At 72.0% G+C, this 18,221-nt stretch carries 21 protein-coding genes and 1 riboswitch; of the genes, 6 read left to right on the top strand and 15 right to left on the bottom strand.

Annotation, left to right across the window (positions count from 1 at the left end; genetic code table 11):
• Positions 1 to 108: 108 nt before the first annotated feature.
• Entirely contained in the window at positions 109 to 633 is a 525-nt protein-coding gene (locus tag HUT10_RS00855) for a substrate-binding domain-containing protein (RefSeq protein WP_254896599.1), read from the top strand.
• Here the strand turns inward: HUT10_RS00855 and HUT10_RS00850 are convergent.
• Both HUT10_RS00850 and HUT10_RS00845 read right to left on the bottom strand, forming a co-directional pair.
• Positions 630 to 1,409 (bottom strand): aldo/keto reductase, encoded by a 780-nt coding sequence (locus HUT10_RS00850; RefSeq protein ID WP_176169420.1) that lies wholly within the window; start codon positions 1,407 to 1,409, stop codon positions 630 to 632. The two genes, HUT10_RS00855 and HUT10_RS00850, sit on opposite strands and share 4 nt — an antisense overlap.
• A 40-nt stretch (positions 1,410 to 1,449) precedes the next feature.
• Positions 1,450 to 2,244: a helix-turn-helix domain-containing protein gene (locus HUT10_RS00845; protein WP_176177608.1), complete on the bottom strand. Its 795-nt coding sequence runs from the start codon at positions 2,242 to 2,244 to the stop codon at positions 1,450 to 1,452.
• A 189-nt stretch (positions 2,245 to 2,433) separates the two neighbouring features.
• Between HUT10_RS00845 and HUT10_RS00840 the strand changes: the two genes are divergently transcribed.
• A complete protein-coding gene (locus HUT10_RS00840) occupies positions 2,434 to 2,793 on the top strand; it encodes a nuclear transport factor 2 family protein (RefSeq protein ID WP_176169419.1) in 360 nt (119 codons plus the stop codon).
• A 38-nt stretch (positions 2,794 to 2,831) separates the two neighbouring features.
• On the opposite strand, the gene HUT10_RS00835 is transcribed toward HUT10_RS00840, so the two are convergent.
• The gene (locus HUT10_RS00835; protein WP_176169418.1) at positions 2,832 to 3,986 is read right to left on the bottom strand and encodes an NAD-dependent epimerase/dehydratase family protein; all 1,155 of its coding nucleotides are present in this window, start codon (positions 3,984 to 3,986) and stop codon (positions 2,832 to 2,834) included.
• A 139-nt stretch (positions 3,987 to 4,125) separates the two neighbouring features.
• On the opposite strand from HUT10_RS00835, the gene HUT10_RS00830 reads away from it, so the two are divergent.
• Positions 4,126 to 4,623: a GtrA family protein gene (locus HUT10_RS00830; protein WP_176169417.1), complete on the top strand. Its 498-nt coding sequence runs from the start codon at positions 4,126 to 4,128 to the stop codon at positions 4,621 to 4,623.
• Here HUT10_RS00830 and HUT10_RS00825 read toward each other — a convergent pair.
• The 4 genes from HUT10_RS00825 to HUT10_RS00810 all read right to left on the bottom strand — a co-directional run bounded on the left by HUT10_RS00825 (position 4,553) and on the right by HUT10_RS00810 (position 11,614).
• Positions 4,553 to 6,727, bottom strand: a complete 2,175-nt coding sequence (locus HUT10_RS00825; RefSeq protein WP_176169416.1) for a glycosyltransferase family 2 protein — start codon at positions 6,725 to 6,727, stop codon at positions 4,553 to 4,555. The genes HUT10_RS00830 and HUT10_RS00825 overlap by 71 nt on opposite strands.
• A complete protein-coding gene (locus HUT10_RS00820; protein WP_176169415.1) occupies positions 6,724 to 7,659 on the bottom strand; it encodes an NAD(P)-dependent oxidoreductase in 936 nt (311 codons plus the stop codon). The genes HUT10_RS00825 and HUT10_RS00820 overlap by 4 nt, the downstream gene beginning before the upstream one ends.
• A gap of 47 nt (positions 7,660 to 7,706) precedes the next feature.
• Positions 7,707 to 10,583, bottom strand: a complete 2,877-nt coding sequence (gcvP, locus tag HUT10_RS00815; protein ID WP_176169414.1) for an aminomethyl-transferring glycine dehydrogenase — start codon at positions 10,581 to 10,583, stop codon at positions 7,707 to 7,709.
• 311 nt (positions 10,584 to 10,894) lie between these two features.
• Positions 10,895 to 10,993, bottom strand: a riboswitch (glycine riboswitch).
• Between the two features lie 42 nt (positions 10,994 to 11,035).
• Positions 11,036 to 11,614 carry a MerR family transcriptional regulator gene (locus HUT10_RS00810; RefSeq protein WP_033260631.1) on the bottom strand — a complete coding sequence of 193 codons (579 nt, stop codon included), beginning with the start codon at positions 11,612 to 11,614 and terminating at the stop codon, positions 11,036 to 11,038.
• 280 nt (positions 11,615 to 11,894) lie between these two features.
• Here HUT10_RS00810 and HUT10_RS00805 point away from each other — a divergent pair, with 280 nt between their 5' ends.
• On the top strand, positions 11,895 to 12,527 hold the full coding sequence (locus tag HUT10_RS00805; RefSeq protein WP_254896598.1) for a TetR/AcrR family transcriptional regulator: 633 nt from the start codon (positions 11,895 to 11,897) through the stop codon (positions 12,525 to 12,527).
• Here HUT10_RS00805 and trxA read toward each other — a convergent pair.
• The 8 genes from trxA to HUT10_RS00765 all read right to left on the bottom strand — a co-directional run bounded on the left by trxA (position 12,508) and on the right by HUT10_RS00765 (position 16,991).
• Positions 12,508 to 12,852: a thioredoxin gene (trxA, locus tag HUT10_RS00800; protein WP_176169413.1), complete on the bottom strand. Its 345-nt coding sequence runs from the start codon at positions 12,850 to 12,852 to the stop codon at positions 12,508 to 12,510. The genes HUT10_RS00805 and trxA overlap by 20 nt on opposite strands.
• 11 nt (positions 12,853 to 12,863) lie before the next feature.
• Positions 12,864 to 13,259: a MerR family transcriptional regulator gene (locus tag HUT10_RS00795; RefSeq protein WP_176169412.1), complete on the bottom strand. Its 396-nt coding sequence runs from the start codon at positions 13,257 to 13,259 to the stop codon at positions 12,864 to 12,866.
• Positions 13,260 to 13,374: 115 nt separating this feature from the next.
• Positions 13,375 to 13,848 carry a bifunctional nuclease family protein gene (locus tag HUT10_RS00790; RefSeq protein ID WP_004559569.1) on the bottom strand — a complete coding sequence of 158 codons (474 nt, stop codon included), beginning with the start codon at positions 13,846 to 13,848 and terminating at the stop codon, positions 13,375 to 13,377.
• A gap of 216 nt (positions 13,849 to 14,064) precedes the next feature.
• Positions 14,065 to 14,811, bottom strand: coding sequence for a MerR family transcriptional regulator (locus tag HUT10_RS00785; protein ID WP_217709532.1), 747 nt, complete (start codon positions 14,809 to 14,811; stop codon positions 14,065 to 14,067).
• On the bottom strand, positions 14,808 to 15,272 hold the full coding sequence (gene garA, locus HUT10_RS00780; RefSeq protein WP_004559567.1) for a glycogen accumulation regulator GarA: 465 nt from the start codon (positions 15,270 to 15,272) through the stop codon (positions 14,808 to 14,810). Before garA ends, HUT10_RS00785 begins: the two co-directional genes overlap by 4 nt.
• A gap of 114 nt (positions 15,273 to 15,386) precedes the next feature.
• Positions 15,387 to 15,773 (bottom strand): glycine cleavage system protein GcvH, encoded by a 387-nt coding sequence (gene gcvH, locus HUT10_RS00775; RefSeq protein ID WP_013226819.1) that lies wholly within the window; start codon positions 15,771 to 15,773, stop codon positions 15,387 to 15,389.
• Positions 15,774 to 15,862: 89 nt separating this feature from the next.
• The gene (locus HUT10_RS00770; RefSeq protein WP_176169411.1) at positions 15,863 to 16,477 is read right to left on the bottom strand and encodes a CDP-alcohol phosphatidyltransferase family protein; all 615 of its coding nucleotides are present in this window, start codon (positions 16,475 to 16,477) and stop codon (positions 15,863 to 15,865) included.
• Between the two features lie 304 nt (positions 16,478 to 16,781).
• Positions 16,782 to 16,991, bottom strand: coding sequence for a hypothetical protein (locus tag HUT10_RS00765; RefSeq protein WP_033260629.1), 210 nt, complete (start codon positions 16,989 to 16,991; stop codon positions 16,782 to 16,784).
• A 298-nt stretch (positions 16,992 to 17,289) separates the two neighbouring features.
• Here HUT10_RS00765 and HUT10_RS00760 point away from each other — a divergent pair, with 298 nt between their 5' ends.
• Both HUT10_RS00760 and HUT10_RS50280 read left to right on the top strand, forming a co-directional pair.
• Positions 17,290 to 17,793 (top strand): hypothetical protein, encoded by a 504-nt coding sequence (locus HUT10_RS00760; RefSeq protein ID WP_176169410.1) that lies wholly within the window; start codon positions 17,290 to 17,292, stop codon positions 17,791 to 17,793.
• 176 nt (positions 17,794 to 17,969) lie between these two features.
• Positions 17,970 to 18,221, top strand: a complete 252-nt coding sequence (locus HUT10_RS50280) for a hypothetical protein (protein WP_254896597.1) — start codon at positions 17,970 to 17,972, stop codon at positions 18,219 to 18,221.

The raw sequence follows: 18,221 nt of genomic DNA, 5'->3' as shown, positions 1-18,221 counted from the left end.
AAGACGGCCGTCGGCAAGGGGGACGTCACCGGGTCGCACCGCATCGTCGGGAAGAAGGCTCCGCGCCGCCGGATCGCCACCTGGCCGATCGCCTGCGCCGTCCTCGCCGTGCTCATCGGGCTCGGTGTCGTCGGCTGGAACTGGGCCGACAACGAACTGAACAGCCGGGCCGAGGCGCAGGCCAGCAGTTGCGACGGTGGCACCGCGAACATGCGGGTCGTCGTCACGCCGAGCGTGCAGAAGCCGGTCGCCGCCGCGGCCCAGCGGTGGAACCAGGCCGCCACCGTCGTCCACGGGCAGTGCGTGCACATCGTGATCGAAGCCAAGCCGTCGGCACAGGTGCTCGACGCGCTGGTCGGCCGGGCCAAGCTGGACACCATCGGCGGGCTGCCGGCGGCGTGGCTGCCCGAATCGTCGTACTGGGTCAGCGAGCTCACCACCAAGAAGCCGGAGATGATCGGCTCGCCCGCCCAGTCGGTGGCGAACGCGCGCTCGGCGGACTACCCGTTCATCGGGCTCGCCGGCCCGGGCGTCGACGACACCGCGCTGCGCGCCGCCCAGACCTTCCGCGAGTACCTGGAGCAGCCCGCGCAGCAGGCCGACTTCGCCGCGGCGGGCATCAAGGCCACCTAGACGCGCGTGCCGTTGTCGAGCTCGGCCACCACGGCGAGGTCGTCGTCGGCCAGCTCGAAGTCGAAGATCCCGAAGTGCTCCCGGATGCGGGTCGTGGTGGCCGAGGCCGCCACCGCGACCGTACCGTTCTGCAGGTGCCACCGGAGCACGATCTGGGCCGGGGTCTTGCCGTACTTGGCGGCGAGCGCGGTGACCGTCTCGTCGGACAGGAGCGCGGCGTTCGCGGCCGGGCTGGCGGCGGCCGTCACGATGCCGCGCTCCTCGTGGAACTCCCGCAGCGGGACCTGCTGCAGCCACGGGTGCAGCTCGACCTGGTTCACCGACGGCACGGCGCCGGTCGCGTCGATCAGCCGGCGCAGCTCGGAGACGCCGAAGCCGGCGACGCCGATGGCGCGGGCGCGCCCGTCGGTGCGCAGCCGGCTCAGCGCGCGCCAGGTGTCGGTGAACGCGCCCTTGGTGCCGTCCAGCAGGCACAGGTCGGCCCGCTCCAGCTGCAACGCTTCCAGGGCCTGGTCGGCGGCGCGCCGGGCGGTGTCGTAGCCCTGCGCGGGGACGTGCACGGTGACGAAGAGGTCTTCGCGGGGCACCTCGGCCGCGGCGAGCACGGCGCCCACCGCCGCCTCCCTGCCCGGCGCGGTGTCGATGCCGCGGTAACCGGTGTCGAGGGCGATGCGGAGGGCCCGGCCGGTCTCCGCCGCGGACAGGCCGGCGACGCCGAACAGCAGCTGGGGGATGCGGACTCCGACGGACAGGGCGAGCGAAGGCGGGACGGCCATCAACCGGTGATCCTCACTTCGGATGCTGCGCGGACCCCCATCATCCCACCCGGGCGGCCCGCTCGCGCAGATACGCCGCCGTCGCCGGGTCGGCCGGGAAGAACGACTCGATCACCAGCTCCGCCACGGTGACGTCGAGGGGGGTGCCGAACGTGGCCACGGTGCTGAAGAACGTGAGGTCGGTGCCCTCGTGGCGGAACTTCAGCGGCACGAAGATGTCACCCGGTCCGGGGACCTCCACCTCGGGCACGGGCTGGTCGCAGGGGTACCCGCGCAGCTCGTCGAGGAGCTCGGCGAGACCGCTGTCGGCGGTCTGGGTCACCTGGCGCCGCAGCCGGCCGAGCAGGTGGGCGCGCCACTCCCCCAGGTTGAGGACGTGCGGCGCCATCCCGTCCGGGTGCAGGGTCGCGCGCAGCACGTTGGTGGTCAGCTCGGCCGGGATCCCGGCGACGAAGAGCCCGACGGCGGCGTTGGCGTCGACGAGGTCCCAGTTCCGGTCGACGACGGCGGCCGGGTAGGGCTCGTGGCCGGCGAGCAGCTGCCGCACGGCCTGGCGGACGGCGTCCATCCCGGGGTCCTTCAGCGCGGTCTCGGTGTAGGCGGGCGCGTACCCGGCGGCGAGCAGCAGCCGGTTGCGTTCCCGCAGCGGGACGTCGAGGTGCTCGCCGAGCCGCAGCACCATGTCCCGGCTCGGCTTGGAGCGCCCGGTCTCCACGAAGCTCAGGTGGCGGGTGGAGATGTCCGCCGAGATGGCCAGATCGAGCTGGCTGATCCGGCGCCGGTCCCGCCATTCGCGCAGCAGCTCCCCGACGGGCCGTTGCCGCGCCTGCACCATGGTCGTCACGCGGGCGACGCTACGGCGATCACGGAGCCGCCGCCATTACTTCGGGGGTAATGCCGCGACCGGCGCGGCGGCCGCCCCGGCATTACCTCTCGCGTAATCGACGGGCCGCCACGGCGCCGCCAGAGTGGGTTCCAGCAGCGGGACGGCAGAACCGGTTGTCCCCCAACGAAAGGAACCCCCATGAGCGACGTCCGCACGATCGTCGAGCAGTACATCGCCGTCTGGAACGAGACCGACGGCGACAAGCGCCGGGCCCTCGTCGCCGACGTCTTCACCGCCGACGCCGGCTACACCGACCCGCTCGGCGCGGTCACCGGGCACGACGGGATCGACCAGTTCGTCGCCGGGGCGCAGGCGCAGTTCGGCGGGCTCACCTTCAGCCTGCCGGCCGACCCGGACGCGCACCACGATCTCGCCCGGTTCCAGTGGTACCTCGGCACGCCCGGTGCCGAGCCGGTCGCCATCGGGTTCGACGTCGTCGAGCTCGAAGACGGCCGGATCGCCAAGGTGCACGGCTTCCTCGACAAGCTGCCCGGCTGAACCGGACGGGGGCTCCCCACCGGGAGCCCCCGCCGCGGTCAGCTCTTCAGCGCACCCCGCCAGCGGACCGTCGGCCGCAGCTTGTCCGGGTTCACGCGGTGCTTGTTGGCACCCACGATGTCGAACATCGACTCGATCAGCGTGTCCGACAGCAGGTGCGGCTCCAGGCCCAGCCCGACCAGGCCGGTGTGCCGGACGTTGTAGTAGTGCTCCGGAGCCTCGGTGCGCGGGTTCTCCAGCTGCTCGATCTGCACCGGGCCCGGGAACCGGTCGGCCACCAGCTCGGCGATGGCGGCCACGGACATGCTCTCCGTCATCTGGTTGAACACCCGGAACTCGCCCGGCTCGGCCGGGTGCTCGACGGCCAGGCGGATGCACTCGACCGTGTCGCGGATGTCGATCAGGCCGCGGGTCTGCGCGCCCTTGCCGTACACCGTCAGCGGCTGGCCCAGCACGGCCTGGATGACGAACCGGTTGAGCACCGTGCCGAACACCGCGTCGTAGTCGAAGCGGGTCGCCAGGCGCGGGTCCAGCGCCGTCTGCGGGGTCTGCTGGCCGTACACGATGCCCTGGTTCAGGTCCGTCGCGCGCAGGCCCCACGCGCGGCAGGTGAATTCGATGTTGTGCGAATCGTGCACCTTGGTCAGGTGGTAGAACGAACCCGGCCGTTTGGGGAACAGCACACGGTCGGAGCGGCCGTTGTGCTCGAGTTCGAGCCAGCCTTCTTCGATGTCGACGTTCGGCGTGCCGTATTCGCCCATCGTGCCGAGTTTGACCAGGTGGATCGCCGGATTGATCTCCGCGATCGCGTACAGCAGGTTCAGGTTCCCGATCACGTTGTTGTGCTGCGTGTACACCGCGTGTTCGCGGTCGATCATGGAATACGGCGCCGACCGCTGCTCCGCGTAGTGCACGATGGCGTCCGGCGCGAACTCGCGCACCGCCGCGAACAGGAACTCCGCGTCGAGGAGGTCGCCCTCGTAGCTGGTGATCGCCCGGCCGGAGACCTCCCGCCAGGCCGCGATCCGGTCGGCGAGGGATTCGATCGGGACCAGGCTCTCCACGCCGAGTTCGGCGTCGTAGCCGCGACGCGCGAAATTGTCGAGGACGGCCACCTCGTGGCCTTTGTCCGATAAGTGCAGCGCGGTCGGCCAGCCCAGATATCCGTCACCGCCGAGAACCAGCACCCGCATTGTGCCGCCTTTCCTGCTCGTTTACGCCACACGAACGCTATAGATCACGTGCTGATGAAGACCTGGCAATGACCTGTGAATCTTCTGTGCATGCGGGGGTCGGACGGCGGCGCGGCCGGCCCCCGGGGAGGATGGGGACATGACGACCGTAACCAACGCGGTGCGGCCCCGCACGGCGGAGAAGACCCGCCGCCGCGGCTGGGCCCGGCTGGTGCGCGCCGCGACGACGTCGGTCGCGGCCACGGTCCTCAGCCAGGTCGTGCTGCTCGCCGTCCTCGCCACCGGCGGCGCCGCGGCCCTGGCCGGCACGCTGGCCTGGGCGGCGGGCGCGGTGCTGAACTTCGTGGTCACCCGGCGCTGGGTGTGGGGCCGCACCGGGCGCCCGCGCGTCCGCCGCGAACTGCTCCCCTACCTCGCCGTGATCGGGCTCGGCGGACTGGCCTCGATCGGCCTGACCACGCTCGCGGGCGCCCTGCTGGCGCCGCTGGACCTGCCGCACTTCTGGTGGGTCGTGCTGGTCGACGGCGCGTACGTCGCGAGCTACGCGCTGGTGTTCGTCGTCAAGTTCACCCTGCTCGACCGGCTCGTGTTCGGCCGCGGCGCAGCACGTACCCCCGCCACCACGTCCCGGTCATGACCCGGGCGTAGTTGGCGCCGTAGACCAGGCTGCCGCCCTTCTTGCTCTTGCCCGCCTTGCGCAGCCGCATGCTCATCGGCAGCTCGGTGACGCGGGCGCCGCGGGCGGTGACGCCGAGCAGCAGCTCCGAGGACTGGTACTGCGGCTCGTGCAGCGGGACCGCACACGCCAGGTCGGCCCGCATCGCACGGAAGCCGAACGACGTGTCGGTGATCCGCCGCCCGGTCAGCACCGACGCCAGCGCCGCGAACACCCGCACGCCGAGCCACCGGACGCGGCTGTCGGCCTCCTCGTGCCCGAGCCGCCGGGACCCGGTGACGAAGTCCGCGGTGCCCTCGACCACCGGGCGGACCAGCGCCTCCAGCTCGCTGTTGTCGTACTGGCCGTCGGCGTCGGTCGTCACGACGTACTCGGCGCCGGCCTCGGCCGCGAGGTGGTACCCCAGCCGCAGCGCCGCACCCTGGCCGCGGTTGCGGGGCGCGACGCACACGTACGCGCCGTGCGCTTCGGCGATCGCGGCCGTGTCGTCGGTCCCGCCGTCGACGACCACCAGGACGTCGACCGGCATGCCGAGGCACTCGTCCGGCATCTTCTCGAGGACTTCGCCGATGCCGCCGGCTTCGTTGTAGGCGGCGATGACGACGGTCAGCGGCGCCAGTTCCAGCTCCGGGTGCCGGCCGCGGAAGTCGTCGAGGGCGGCCGAGTCGACGTCGTCGGGGTAGGCGGCGAGGCGCTTCCGGCTCGCCGAGGTCAGCGTCGTGAAGCCGAGCGCCCCGGCGACCGGCAGCAGCACGAGCGCCGGGAGCTGGTAGCGCCAGGAGAACTCGAACGCCGCCGAGGCGAACAGCAGCACGAGCCCGCTCGACGCGGCGAGCAGCGCCCCCGCCTGGGCCCTGTCCAGGGGTTTCTTGCGGCGGAAGACGGTCAGCAGGCCGAGGACGGCGCCGAGGCCGAGCACCGCGCCCGGGACGTACCCGCCGCCGAGCTGGTAGTCGCGGAGGAACCCGGCCAGCGGCCGGTCGACGCTCGCGACGACGCCGTCGTTCTGCAGGGTGACCAGGTCGATCAGGGACGGGTCGGCCCACTGCGGGTAGGTGAGCTGGAACTGCCAGCGGTCCAGCGGGACGTCGGTGGGGTCCTGCTCGCGCGTCCAGGCGAAGCTCTTGGCGAAGTCGTCCAGGACCGCTTCGGCGACGTCGCCGGGCTGCTCCTTCAGGACCTCGACCGCGAACTCGTGCGCCAGCGCGGCCTTGTCCGCGCCCGGCGGCAGCGGGCCCGGCCAGTTCGGGTCGAGGTCGGCGTGGGTGTAGTTGTCGACGAGCCGGGTTTCGCGGGGTTCGGCCGGGCAGAACACCTGCAGCTCCGGCGCGAGGTGCAGGTTCGGGCAGTCGGCGACGGCGGCGGTGCGGCCGTAGAGCATGTTCCCCGACGGCCCGGTCAGCCCCCACTTGCCGGTCTCCGCGTGCACCCGCGCGGCATACGGCACGAGCACGGCGAGCAGGCCCAGGAGGCCGACGCCGGCCCGCCGCCAGCCGGCCCAGTGCCGCCACGCGCCCCCGGCGACGAGCAGGAAGACCAACAGCGGCAAGGCCAGGGAAACGCCGATCAGCCGGGTCAGCACGCCGAAGCCGAGCAGCAGGCCGGCGGCCCCGGCGCGCTTCCAGCCGGGCGTGCCCCACCCGAGCAGCAGCCAGAGGAGCCCGAGGAGCACGGCCTCGAACGTCACCTCGGACATGATGTTCTGCTCGATCTGCAGCTGATAGGCGTCCAGCAGCACCGGCGTCGCGGCCAGCGCACCGGCCCACGGACGGCCGCCGAGGCGCAGCACCAGCCCGTAGACGCCGACCGCGACGAGGATGCCGCCGGCGTGCTGGACCGCCGCGACCCAGGCGAGCCCGCCGACGGCCAGCAGCGGCCGCAGCACCAGGTCGTAGCCGATCGGGTTGAGCTGGTCGGCGCGCAGGGCGTGCAGGTTGTCGAGGTAGCGGAAGGAATCGATGTACAGCAGCGCCGGGCGGTAGGCCAGCCAGGTCAGCACCCGGAGGGTGATCGCCGGGACGAGGAGCAGGAGCAGCAGCCAGTGGCGCCGGAGAAAGGCACTCACGACGTGGCGAGGCCGGAGAAGTACTTCCACGCCGTCGCGAGGCCGTCGGTCAGCGAAACCTCCGGCCGGTAGCCGATGGTCTCCGCGCTCGCCGAGACGTCGACGACGACCGCGGGCATTTCCCCGGCCGGGGCTTCGACGTGCTCGACCGGCAGCTCCGCGCCGGTCACCTCGCGCACGGCCTCGACCAGCTCCAGCACCGACACCGACCGCCCGGCGCCGACGATCGCGCGGCCGGAGTAGCCGCTGTCGAGGGCCGACACCACCGCCCGCACGACGTCGTCGACGTGCACGAGGTCGCGGCGCTGGCGGCCGTCACCGTAGACCCGGACCCCCGTGCCGGTCAGGGCGGCGCGCATCATGCGCGGCACGAAACTGTCCTTGTGGGACATTCCCGGACCGTAGACGTTGGTGAACCGCAACGCACACGTCGTCATGCCGTACGCGCCGGCGTAGCCCGACAGCAGCATTTCGCACGCCGCCTTGGTGGCGCCGTACGGGGTCAGCGGGCGCAGCGGCAGGTCCGGGGTGATGGTCGCGGAGCCGACGTTGCCGATCACCGCGTTGGTCGAGGACAGCAGAAACTTCGGCACTTCGTGGCGGCGCGCGAGCTCCAGGAGTTCCTGGGTGACCACGACGTTGTCGGCGAAGGTGTCTTCGGGCAGCTCGACCGACTTCAGCACCGACGTCAGCGCGGCGAGGTGCACGATGCCCGCGGTCGTCCGGTCCACGGCCTGCTCCCGGACGGCCGCGTCACGCAGGTCGCCGGTCACCACCCGCACGCCGTCGAGGTCTTCGGGGAACGCGACCCGGTCCACGACGGTGACCGGGACGCCCCGGTCGCGGAGGGCGTGCACGACGGCCCGGCCGATGAAGCCGCTGCCGCCGGTCACGACCACGGACGTCCGCTCAGGACCGTGCCCACTCACCATGCGCGCCAACCTACCTGCCGTTCCTGTGCGCCCGCGCGACGACTCGCTCAGGCGAAGGCCTCCGGCGGCGGGCAGGAGCAGACCAGGTTCCGGTCGCCGGCGGCGCCGTCGATGCGGCGGACCGGCGGCCAGATCTTCGCCGCGGACGGCCCCGCCGGGAACACCGCCGTCTCGCGGCTGTAGGGCCGGTCCCACTCGCCCGCGACGCAGCGGGCGGTGTGCGGGGCCTGCCGCAGCGGCGAGTCCTCGAGCGGCCACTCCCCCGCCGCGACGCGGTCGATCTCCCCGCGGATCGCGATCATCGCCGCGCAGAACCGGTCGAGTTCGGCGAGGTCCTCGCTCTCGGTCGGCTCCACCATCAGCGTGCCCGCGACCGGGAACGACATCGTGGGCGCGTGCAGGCCGTAGTCCGCCAGCCGCTTGGCGACGTCGTCGACCGTGACGCCGGTGGCCTTCGTCAGCGGCCGCAGGTCGAGGATGCATTCGTGCGCGACGAGCCCTTCACGGCCCGCGTAAAGCACGGGGTAGTGGCCGGCGAGGCGGCGGGCGACGTAGTTCGCGGTGGCCACGGCGACGAGGGTGGCCCGGCGGAGCCCCTCGGCGCCCATCATCCGGATGTAGGCCCACGAAATCGGCAGGATCGACGCGCTCCCCCACGGCGCCGCGCTGACCGGGCCGACGCCGGTGGCCGGGCCGGCCGCCGGCTGCAGCGGGTGGTTCGGCAGGAACGGCGCCAGGTGCGCGCGGACGCCGATCGGGCCGACGCCGGGCCCGCCGCCGCCGTGCGGGATGCAGAACGTCTTGTGCAGGTTGAGGTGCGAGACGTCGGCGCCGAAGCGGCCGTACTGGGCGACGCCGATCAGCGCGTTGAGGTTGGCGCCGTCGACGTACACCTGCCCGCCCGCGTCGTGCACCGCCGCGCAGACCTCGCCGACGGTGTCTTCGTAGACGCCGTGCGTCGAGGGGTAGGTGAGCATGATCGCGGCGAGGCCAGCCCGGTGCTCGTCCACTGTGGACCGCAGGTGCGCGAGGTCGATGTTGCCGGCCTCGTCGCAGCGGACGACGGCCACGCGCATGCCCGCCATCACCGCGCTGGCCGCGTTGGTGCCGTGCGCGCTGGCCGGGATCAGGCAGACGTCGCGCGCGTGCTCGCCGCGGGAGCGGTGGTAGGCCCGGATCGCGAGCAGGCCCGCGAGCTCGCCTTGGCTGCCGGCGTTGGGCTGCAGGGAAACCGCGTCGTAGCCGGTGATCCGCGCGAGCCAGGCGCTCAGGCCGGCGACCACTTCGAGGAGCCCGGCGGCGTCTTCGGCGGGCGCGAACGGGTGCAGGCCGGCGAACTCCGGCCAGGTGACGGGCTCCATTTCGGCGGTGGCGTTGAGCTTCATGGTGCACGAGCCGAGCGGGATCATGCTGCGGTCGAGCGCCACGTCCTTGTCCGCCAGCTGCCGGAGGTAGCGCAGCATGGCGGTTTCCGAGCGGTGCGCGTGGAACACCGGGTGGGTGAGGTACTCGCCGGTGCGCCGCAGCGGGCCCGGGAGCGCGTCGGCGGTGTCCGCGTCCAGGCCGTCCACATCGGACACCGAGACGCCGAACGCCTTCCACACGCAGGAAAGCCGCTCGCGGGTGGTGGTCTCGTCGCAGGCGATGCCGACGTGGTCGTCGTCGACCTCGCGCAGGTTCACGCCGAGGTCGCGGGCCGCCGCGACGACCGTCGCCGCGCGCCCGGGCACGGCCGCGACGACGGTGTCGAAGAACTCGCCGTGCACGACGTCGATGCCGCCTTCGCAGAGACCCGCCGCCAGCACGGTGGCCATGCGGTGGGCGCGCAGCGCGATCCGGCGCAGCCCGTCGGGGCCGTGGTAGATCGCGTACATCGACGCCAGCACCGCGAGCAGCACCTGGGCGGTGCAGATGTTCGAGGTCGCCTTCTCGCGGCGGATGTGCTGCTCGCGGGTCTGCAGGGCGAGCCGGTACGCGGGCGTGCCGTCGGCGTCCCGCGAGACGCCGACCAGCCGGCCGGGCAGCTGCCGTTCGAGGCCCTGGCGGACGGCGAGGTAGGCGGCGTGCGGGCCGCCGAAGCCGAGCGGGACGCCGAACCGCTGCGTCGACCCGACGGCGACGTCGGCGCCGAGCTCGCCGGGTGATCTGAGCAGGGTGAGGGCGAGCGGGTCGGCGGCGACGATCACCGCGGCGCCGGACTTCTTGGCGTCGGCGATGGTCAGGTCGAGTTCGCGGACGGCGCCGGAGGCACCGGGGTAGGACAGGAGCACGCCGAAGAAGTCGCCGCCGAGCCCGAGGCCGGTCAGCCCTTGGGAGAGGTCCTCGACGACGAGTTCGATGCCGAGCGGTTCGGCACGGGTCCGGAGCACGGCGAGGGTCTGCGGGAGGGTGTCCTGGTCGACGACGAACCGGCTGGACGTCGTGCGCCCGGCCCGGCGCACCAGCGTCATCGCCTCGGCGGCCGCGGTGGCTTCGTCGAGCAGGGAGGCGTTGGCGACGGGCAACCCGGTGAGGTCCGCGACCACGGTCTGGAAGTTGAGCAGCGCTTCGAGCCGTCCCTGGGAGAGTTCCGGCTGGTAGGGCGTGTAGGCGGTGTACCAGGCGGGGTTCTCGAGGACGTTCCGCCGGATGACGGGCGGGGTGACGGTGTCGTGGTAGCCGAGCCCGATCATCTGCGCCATCGGCCGGTTCCGCCCGGCCAGCTCCCGCAGTTCGGCGAGCGCTTGGGCTTCGGAAGCGGGCGGCGGCAGTTCGAGCGGCTCGGCGGACTCCCGCAGCGACGCGGGAACGGCCCGTTCGGCGAGTTCGTCGAGCGAAGCGACGCCGATGACGTCGAGGATGTGCGCCAGGTCGTCCGGACCGGGCCCGAGGTGCCGGTCGGCGAAGGGAACGCCCTGTTCGAGGGAGGCGAGTGACGGATCCACGATGGCCTCCTGGGGACAGCGGGGCGGTACTCGACCGACTCTGGAACGGACGGACGAGCGGGAGGCGACCACGGCAGGGGGCCGGGGGCGGAGCCCGCTGGGCGGGGTGTGGGGGTTGCACCCCCACAAGACACTCCGGAGGGGCCGGGCGAACGCTCTTCGCGAACGCGCTTCACCCCACCCCGGAGGAACCTCCCCGCTCTGTCTGACCCCAACGGGGCGCCTGAGAGTTTCGCCCGCAGGTTGAGCCGGGCTTGCACCGTCGGCGGGGCCATCAGGCTGTGTCCTGACGACCCGCTTTCCAGAGGCGTCTCGTCCGCGCGGTCCAGGGTGCCTGAGAGGTTCCGGGGAGGACTTGCTCCTTCGGCGCCGAGCTCAAGGTGTGGCTCGGACTCTCCCGCGCGGATTCGTCGACCGCAGGGGGAACCTTACTCCGTCCGCCGCAGCGGTGATCACCCGGTCTTGCGGGCGTTGCGGCGCTGGGTGAGTTCGTCCGGTTCGTGCGTCTCGACGATGCCGCCGTCGGCGCGTTCGGCCGGGAACTCGTGGATCGTGCCGCTGATTTCCTGCATCGCGCCGCTGACCGCAATACCGAAGACGCCCTGGCCGCCCTGGAGCAGGTCGACGATCTCCTCGGGCGAGGTGCATTCGTAGACCGTGGTGCCGTCGGAGAACAGCGTCACCCGGGCCAGGTCGCGGACGCCGCGGACGCGCAGGTGGTCGACGGCGACGCGGATGTTCTGGAGCGAGACCCCGGTGTCCAGGAGCCGCTTGACGACCTTGAGGACGAGGATGTCCTTGAAGGAGTACAGCCGCTGCGAGCCGGAGCCGTGCGCGGTGCGGATGCTGGGCGCGACCAGCTTGGTGCGGGCCCAGTAGTCGAGCTGGCGGTAGGTGATGCCGGCGATCTGGCACGCCGCCGGACCGCGGTACCCCACCAGCTCGTCGGGCAGCGAGTTGTCGGGGAACAGTTCCCCCTGCTCACCAGTCGCGACCTCGACAGGCTGCTTCTCGGAACCAGCCTCGACCACGCAAGCCTCCCCTCGCCCGACCTGGCGGCCGGCGAATGACAGCCGGAGGAGTCCCAGGAGCGGGACCCGCCGGAGATCAACCGCCACGATCCGGCCCCAGACCGTTAATCACACCGTGGCAATTTCTCTTCTTCGACGGTAAGCGCCCGGACAGTGCCGGTCAACGCGACGCGCGGCAAGCCGAGGCGGTCGGCTGCGCCTTTGAGCCGTTCGCCGTACCCCCTACGGCGTGAGCCAAACCCGCTTGACTCGTTTTACTCAGCCGAGTAACTTTTTACTCATGCAAGTAAACCCCGACCTCATGGCGGAGATGGGCCTCAGCGTCACCGAGGCCGCCCGCCGGGCGCAGATCATCGGCGCCACCATCGGCGTCCTGGCCGACCTCGGCTACCGCCGGACCACCTTCGCCAAGATCAAGGAACGCGCCGGGCTCAGCAGCACGCGGTTGATCTCCTACCACTTCACGAACAAGGCCGGCCTGATGCAGGCCGTGCTGAGCACGGTCGTCGAGACGAAGAACGAGTTCCTCACCGAGCGGACCGGCGGCGGCCTGGACCCGGCCGACCGGCCCGGCTACCTGCGGGCACACATCGAGACGTCGGTGGCGTTCCTGCGCGCCTACCCCGAGTGCGTCCGGGCGCTGAGCGAGCTCGCGGCCAACGCCGACGACGTCGACGGCTGGGTGATGACGAAGGTGCTGGTCGACGACATGCGCGTGCACGGACTGGCCCGCCAGCTGCGGCAGGGCCAGGCCGAGGGCGCCTTCGGCGAGTTCACGCCGGAGGTGATGGCGATGTCGATCGCGCAGGCCATCGACGGCGTCGCCGCGGCCTACGCCGCCGACCCCGCGCTGGACCTCGAACGGTACGGGCGCGAGGTGGCGGACACCTTCGTCAAAGCGACGGCACCGTGAGGACCCGGTCGAGCCGCTCTTCGATGCGGGCCTTCGGGAACGCGCCGACGATCGTCTCGACCGGCTCGCCGCCGCGGAAGAGGATCATCGTCGGCAGCGACATGACCTGGTAGGACCGGGTGGTCTCGGGGTTCTCGTCGGCGTTGATCTTCCGGACGGCGAGGCGGCCGTCCCGCTCGGCGGCCAGCTGCTGCAGCACCGGGCCGACCATCCGGCACGGGCCGCACCAGGTGGCCCAGAACTCGACGAGCACGGGGACGTCGCTGTCCAGGACCTCGGCGAAGGTCGCGTCGGTGACTTCGGTGACTGTGGCGTTTTCGGACATGGCGGGGCTCCTCAGGGGCGCGGGGAATCGGGCACGACACACGGATCGGGCGCCTGGCGGGCCAGCGCGCCGGCGAGCTTCGCGGCCAGTTCCGCGCGGATGCCGCCGAGCCGGGCGAGAAGAGCGTCGGCTTCTTCCAGCTTGCGGCGGTAGACCTCGATGGAGCTCAGGCAGGAGTCGCCGGTCTCGTGGCCGCTGCGCAGGCACTCGACGAACGGGCGGGTCTCCTCGAGGGTGAGGCCGACCGTCTGCAGGGTCTGGATCTCCTGGACCAGCTGCAGGTCGTCCTCGTCGTATTCGCGGTAGCCGTTCGCCGAGCGACGGGCCGCGAGGAGGCCTTGGGCCTCGTAAAACCGCAGCGCACGGGTGGTGACACCCGTGCGCTGCGCCAGTTCTCCGATCCGCATGCTTCGACGCTAGACGTTGACGTCCGCGTCAAGGCAAGGGAAACGCCGTACTGCGGGAGGACGCGGGTTCCGGGGCCGCGCCCCGAGTCCAAGCTCCGCGCCTTCCGGCGAGGAATCAGGTGTCCGCGCCGCGGAAATCTTCCGGGGAAACCGAGTCGAGGAACTCGCGGAACTTCTCGACTTCGTCTTCCTGCTCGTCCGGGATGATGAGGCCGGCTTCCTCCAGCACCGAATCCACGGCGTGGATGGGGACGCCGATCCGCAGGGCCAGCGCGACCGAGTCGCTCGGCCGGGCGGACACCCGGATGTCGCCGTCGAAGACCAGCTCCGCGAAGAACGTGCCTTCCTTGAGGTCGGTGATGACGACCTGCTCGAGCTCCCGGCCGAGCGCTCCGATGACCTCTTTCAGCAGGTCATGCGTGAGCGGGCGGGCGGGGCGGACCCCTTGTTGCTCCAAGGCGATGGCGGTGGCTTCGACCGAGCCGATCCAGATCGGCAGGTACCGTTCACCCTCGGTTTCCCGCAGCAGCAAGATCGGCTGATTCGCGGGCAGCTCGACCCGCACACCGACGACGCGCATTTCGCTCATCGGGCTTCGCCTCCCTCTCGTGCACACGGGCTGCAGCGCTGAACCGGCTTCACGCCCATACTCCCGACGCTACCCGTCATCCGTGCGCTGTGCTCGCTGTCCGGACTCTCTCGGTTCGCCTGCCGCAAACCCGTGCCTTCACGGTACGGCATGCGGTGCCGAACATTCAGTCATTGACATGGGACCGCAAAGAGGATCTCACTGCCCCGTTATCGATCAACACCCCGCGACGCCGCGGATTCCCGCCTTCACGAGGAGCGTGTGCAGGGTCACGGACAGTGCCGCGAGCTCCCGCACGACCTCGTCGGCGCGGGACTTGGCCTCCGGGTCGCGGTGCCGGTACACCGGCGTCACGATCTGCTCCAGCAGCCCGACCTCGCGGTCGGCCGCGGCGCGGAAAGCACGCAGGTGTCTCGGTTCGATCCCGAATTCGGTCATCGCCTTCACCGTCCGCGCGACCAGCACCGCGTCCGGGTCGAAGAACCCCGCGGGACCGGGCCGGACCAGGCCGTACTGCTGCAGCTCGGCCAGCGCCGGCGCGTCGATGCCGGCCTGTTCCAGGAGCTCCTCGCGGGTCAGGCGCAGCTCCTTGCCCACGGTGAAGTCGTCCGCCACCGGCAGGCCGACGTTCTCCGCCGGTGCGTCGATGGGCACCAGCCGCCGCGGCGGCCGGGGCAGGGCCGCGGTGGGCCCGGCACCCGAGTCCGCCGCGTCCAGCTGTTCCTTGATGACCTTCAACGGGAGGTAGTGGTCCCGCTGGGCGGCCAGGACGAACCTCAGTCGCTCCACGTCCGCCGCGGCGAACTGCCGGTAACCCGAAGGGGTGCGGCCCGGTTGCACCAGGCCTTCCGCTTCGAGGAACCGGATCTTGGAGATGGTGACATCGGGGAAGTCGCCGCGCAGCTGCGCGAGAACCGCCCCGATGCTCAGTCCGTGGTTCTGTGGCCGCCCGGCCGCCGTCACTGCGCCCCCTGGCCCCCGTGCCCCGGGCCGGTCAGGAAGACCAGGCGGAACTTCCCGATCTGCACCTCGTCGCCGCCGGCGAGGACGGCCTGGTCGACCGGCTCGCGGTTGACGTAGGTGCCGTTGAGGCTGCCGACGTCGATGACGACGAACTCGCCGCCCTCACGCCGGAACTCGGCGTGCCGGCGGGAGACCGTGACGTCGTCGAGGAAGATATCGCTGTCCGGGTGCCGCCCGGCGCTGGTGGTGTCGCGGTCGAGCAGGAACCGCGAACCGGCGTTCGGGCCGCGCTTCACGACCAGCAGCGCCGAACCCGGGGGCAGCGCGTCGACACCCTGGACCGGGGCTTCCGGGGCGGGCTCGCGACCTTCGGCTTCGGCCAGGAAGTCGGCCCGGAAGACAGAGGTCCGCTCCGGAGACTGCTCCGGGGGAACACCGCCGGGCCCGTCGTTCGTGCTCACCTGAGCTCTCCTCCACACATGCTGTGTTGCCAGTACTCAAGAACGTGTAGCTGCCAACGTACCGTGCCTGATCGATTCTCCGAGCCCCGGCTCCCCGAACCGGCGGAGCGGGCTTCAGCCCTTGGTCAGCGCGTCGTACGCCTCGGCTTCGAGCAGGGCTTCCAGGCCCGCCGGGTCGTCGAGCCGGATCTCGATCAGCCAGCCCTCGCCGTAGGGGTCGCTGTTGATGAGCTCGGGCGAGTCGGCGACGGCGTCGTTGACCGCGACGACCTCCCCGTCGACCGGCGCGAACAGCTCGGAGACACTCTTGGTCGACTCGACCTCGCCGAAGACGTCGCCCGCGCTCACCTGCCTGCCGACGTCGGGCAGGTCGACGAACACGACGTCGCCGAGCTGGTCCTGCGCGTACTCGGTGATGCCGACGCGCACGAGGGTGTCCTCGCCACGGGTGGCGACCCACTCGTGTTCCTCGGTGTAGCGAAGCTCTTCAGGAGCGGACAACGCCGGTCCCCTTTCATGCCCTCACTGGAAGTGTTGCGCGAAGTCTTACACCCACACGGCCCAGCCGCCCGCCACGGCCCGGCGGAAGCTCACTCCGCGGGTTCGCCGCGCAGGGCGTTGCGCGCCTGGACGACGTAGAGGACGCCCGACCAGACGTAGAGGACGGCGCCCCAGATGGTGAAGGCGTACCCGATCGGCCGCGCGACCGCGGCGACGTCCGAGCCACCCTGCGCGAGCAGCAGGAACGGGAAGGCGTACATCAGGACGAAGGTGGCCCCCTTCCCGATGTAGGTGACCTCGGGCGGCGCGAAGCCCCGGCGGCGCAGGGTGACGACGCAGACGCCGAGCACGGCCTCCCGCAGCACCAGCGGCACGACGACCCACCACGGGATGATGTCCCGGACGAGGAAGGCGATCAGGGTGGCGAGGATGTAGAGCCGGTCGGCGGCGGGGTCGAGCAGCTGCCCGAGCCGCGACATCTGGTTGAGCCAGCGGGCGAGCTTGCCGTCGAGCCAGTCGGTCAGCGCGCTGAAGACGAGCAGGGCCAGCGCCCAGCCGTCCTCCCGGGGGCCGAGCAGCAGCCAGAGGAAGACGGGCACCCCGGCCAGCCGCAGCAGGGAGAGGATGTTGGGGACGTTCAAGGCCTGCCGCCACAGTGACGGTTCGGCGGCCTGAGCGGCGGGTTCGGGGGCGGCTGTGCTCACGGGGCCATTAAACAGCGGTCGGGGGTGCGGTCGCCCGGTGGTGCCGGGCGGGCCGGTGGGCCGGTCACGACGCGGACCGGCCGGGACGGGCGGGTACGCGGCGGTGGGACGCAGGCGCATGGCGGCGGCTCGGGGCTGATCGGCGGCCGGGTGCGCCGGCGGGCGCCGGATTCGGCGGGGCGAAGAGGAGATCCCCAGCGGCCTTCTGGCGCGGCAGGACGGGCCTCCCGGCGGCGGGTGGCGGCCGCCGGGCGTCCCGGGTGGTGCAGCCGGGCCACCCCATCGGCGCGGCCCGGCGTCACGCTCAGCTCGCGCGGCGGTGGCTCCAGCCGCGCCGCTGCAGCTCGGCGCTGGTGAGCGACTCGGGGCGGCCGCGGTAGTCGGTGCCCATCCAGCGGGCTCGGCCGGCTCGTCCTTCGAGGACGTACGGGCGGCCGCAGCACCACACGACGGTGCTCGGGACGGTCGGCGGACTGGAGGGGTCTTCGGTACTGGTCACAGCGTCGGCGTTCATCGCTCTCACGGATTCGGGACGGGTTCGGGGGACGGGAAGCCCTTCGGCCTCCACCAAGATCTTCGGCGCGCGCGGCCGGATTGTTAACCGTCGCGGGGCGAATTAGACCGATCGATTCTTGATGACAGCGGGAGGTTTCGGAGCGTGAACGGAATGTTAATCGTCCATTGTGGACATCATTTCGGCGGCCACCGGACCGGGCCGCCCGGCCGCTGTTGTAATCTCCGGCACACCCGTGGGCGCACCTCGCCCGCAGGACCAGGACGACCGGCCGGCCCGGCGGGGAGGAAGGATCGCGGTGCCCCACCCGACCACCACGAGGACGTGGCTCGCGGCCTGCCTCGCCCTGCCCGTGCTCACCGCCTGCTCCGGTGATCCCGCCGCGCAGGCTCCCCCGGCTCCGCCGCCCGCGACCACGGCACCGTCCGTGACGACCTCGGCCGCCACCCCGCCGCCTCCGCCCGGCGGCACCGGCAGCGAGTCCGCGCCTGCCCCGGCGACCCGGCCGTCCGGGCCGCCGCCGTCAGTGCCCGGGTCGTGCGGCACCGTCACCGCCGCCAGCGGGCTGACGCTGTACGTCTTCGACAGCGGCTCCGCCGGGGTCAGCTGCGTCGCCGCGACGAAGCTGGTCGGCGACTTCCACCGCAAGATCGCCGGCCGCCAGGGCGCCGGCTCGAACGACGCGGTGAACGAGACCGTCGACGGCTGGCTGTGCACCTCCGGGCCGCCCGCCGCCCAGGGCGGCACCACCTGCACCAAGGGCGAGCAGACGGTCTTCGCCGCCGTCGTGCCGTCCGAGTGAGTCCCGTTCCGATCCGCTCCTGAAGGGCCCATGAAGACTCTCGCGTACCCCCTGCTGCTCGTCGCCGCGGCCGCCGCGCTGGCCGGCTGCGGCAGCGACCCGGCGCCCACCGCACCGTCCCCTCCGCCGGTCCCGTCCCGGCCGCGGCCGCGGCGGCCGGGTCCACCGCGCCGGGCGTGCCGTGCGGCGACGTCACCGGGACGGGCGGCGCGAAGACGGCGGTCGTCGCGCACGGCAAAGTCGACTGCGCCGCCGCGACGAAGCTGCTCCGGGACTACTTCGCGAAGCTGACGCCGGCCGAGGCGAACGACGCCGACGGCCCCGGCCCGGTCGTCCTGGACGACTGGACTTGCGGCAGCGGCCCGAACGACCCGGTGACCGCCTGTTCGACCGAGGACGGCCGCCAGGTCGAGGGCACCCGCGGCTGA

The sequence above is a fragment of the Amycolatopsis sp. Hca4 genome (assembly GCF_013364075.1).
GTDB lineage: Bacteria > Actinomycetota > Actinomycetes > Mycobacteriales > Pseudonocardiaceae > Amycolatopsis.
This window is presented reverse-complemented; position numbering and strand designations above follow the sequence as displayed.

Bases quoted from the DNA above. Each gene is read 5' to 3' on its own strand.
- HUT10_RS00765 (WP_033260629.1), bottom strand. From the start codon at position 16,991: ATGAACGCCGACGCTGTGACCAGTACCGAAGACCCCTCCAGTCCGCCG.
- trxA (WP_176169413.1), bottom strand. From the start codon at position 12,852: ATGTCCGAAAACGCCACAGTCACCGAAGTCACCGACGCGACCTTCGCC.
- HUT10_RS00790 (WP_004559569.1), bottom strand. From the start codon at position 13,848: ATGAGCGAAATGCGCGTCGTCGGTGTGCGGGTCGAGCTGCCCGCGAAT.
- HUT10_RS00795 (WP_176169412.1), bottom strand. From the start codon at position 13,259: ATGCGGATCGGAGAACTGGCGCAGCGCACGGGTGTCACCACCCGTGCG.
- HUT10_RS00835 (WP_176169418.1), bottom strand. From the start codon at position 3,986: ATGCGGGTGCTGGTTCTCGGCGGTGACGGATATCTGGGCTGGCCGACC.
- HUT10_RS00830 (WP_176169417.1), top strand. From the start codon at position 4,126: ATGACGACCGTAACCAACGCGGTGCGGCCCCGCACGGCGGAGAAGACC.
- HUT10_RS00845 (WP_176177608.1), bottom strand. From the start codon at position 2,244: ATGGTGCAGGCGCGGCAACGGCCCGTCGGGGAGCTGCTGCGCGAATGG.
- HUT10_RS00850 (WP_176169420.1), bottom strand. From the start codon at position 1,409: ATGGCCGTCCCGCCTTCGCTCGCCCTGTCCGTCGGAGTCCGCATCCCC.
- HUT10_RS00840 (WP_176169419.1), top strand. From the start codon at position 2,434: ATGAGCGACGTCCGCACGATCGTCGAGCAGTACATCGCCGTCTGGAAC.
- HUT10_RS00805 (WP_254896598.1), top strand. From the start codon at position 11,895: ATGCAAGTAAACCCCGACCTCATGGCGGAGATGGGCCTCAGCGTCACC.
- HUT10_RS00820 (WP_176169415.1), bottom strand. From the start codon at position 7,659: ATGGTGAGTGGGCACGGTCCTGAGCGGACGTCCGTGGTCGTGACCGGC.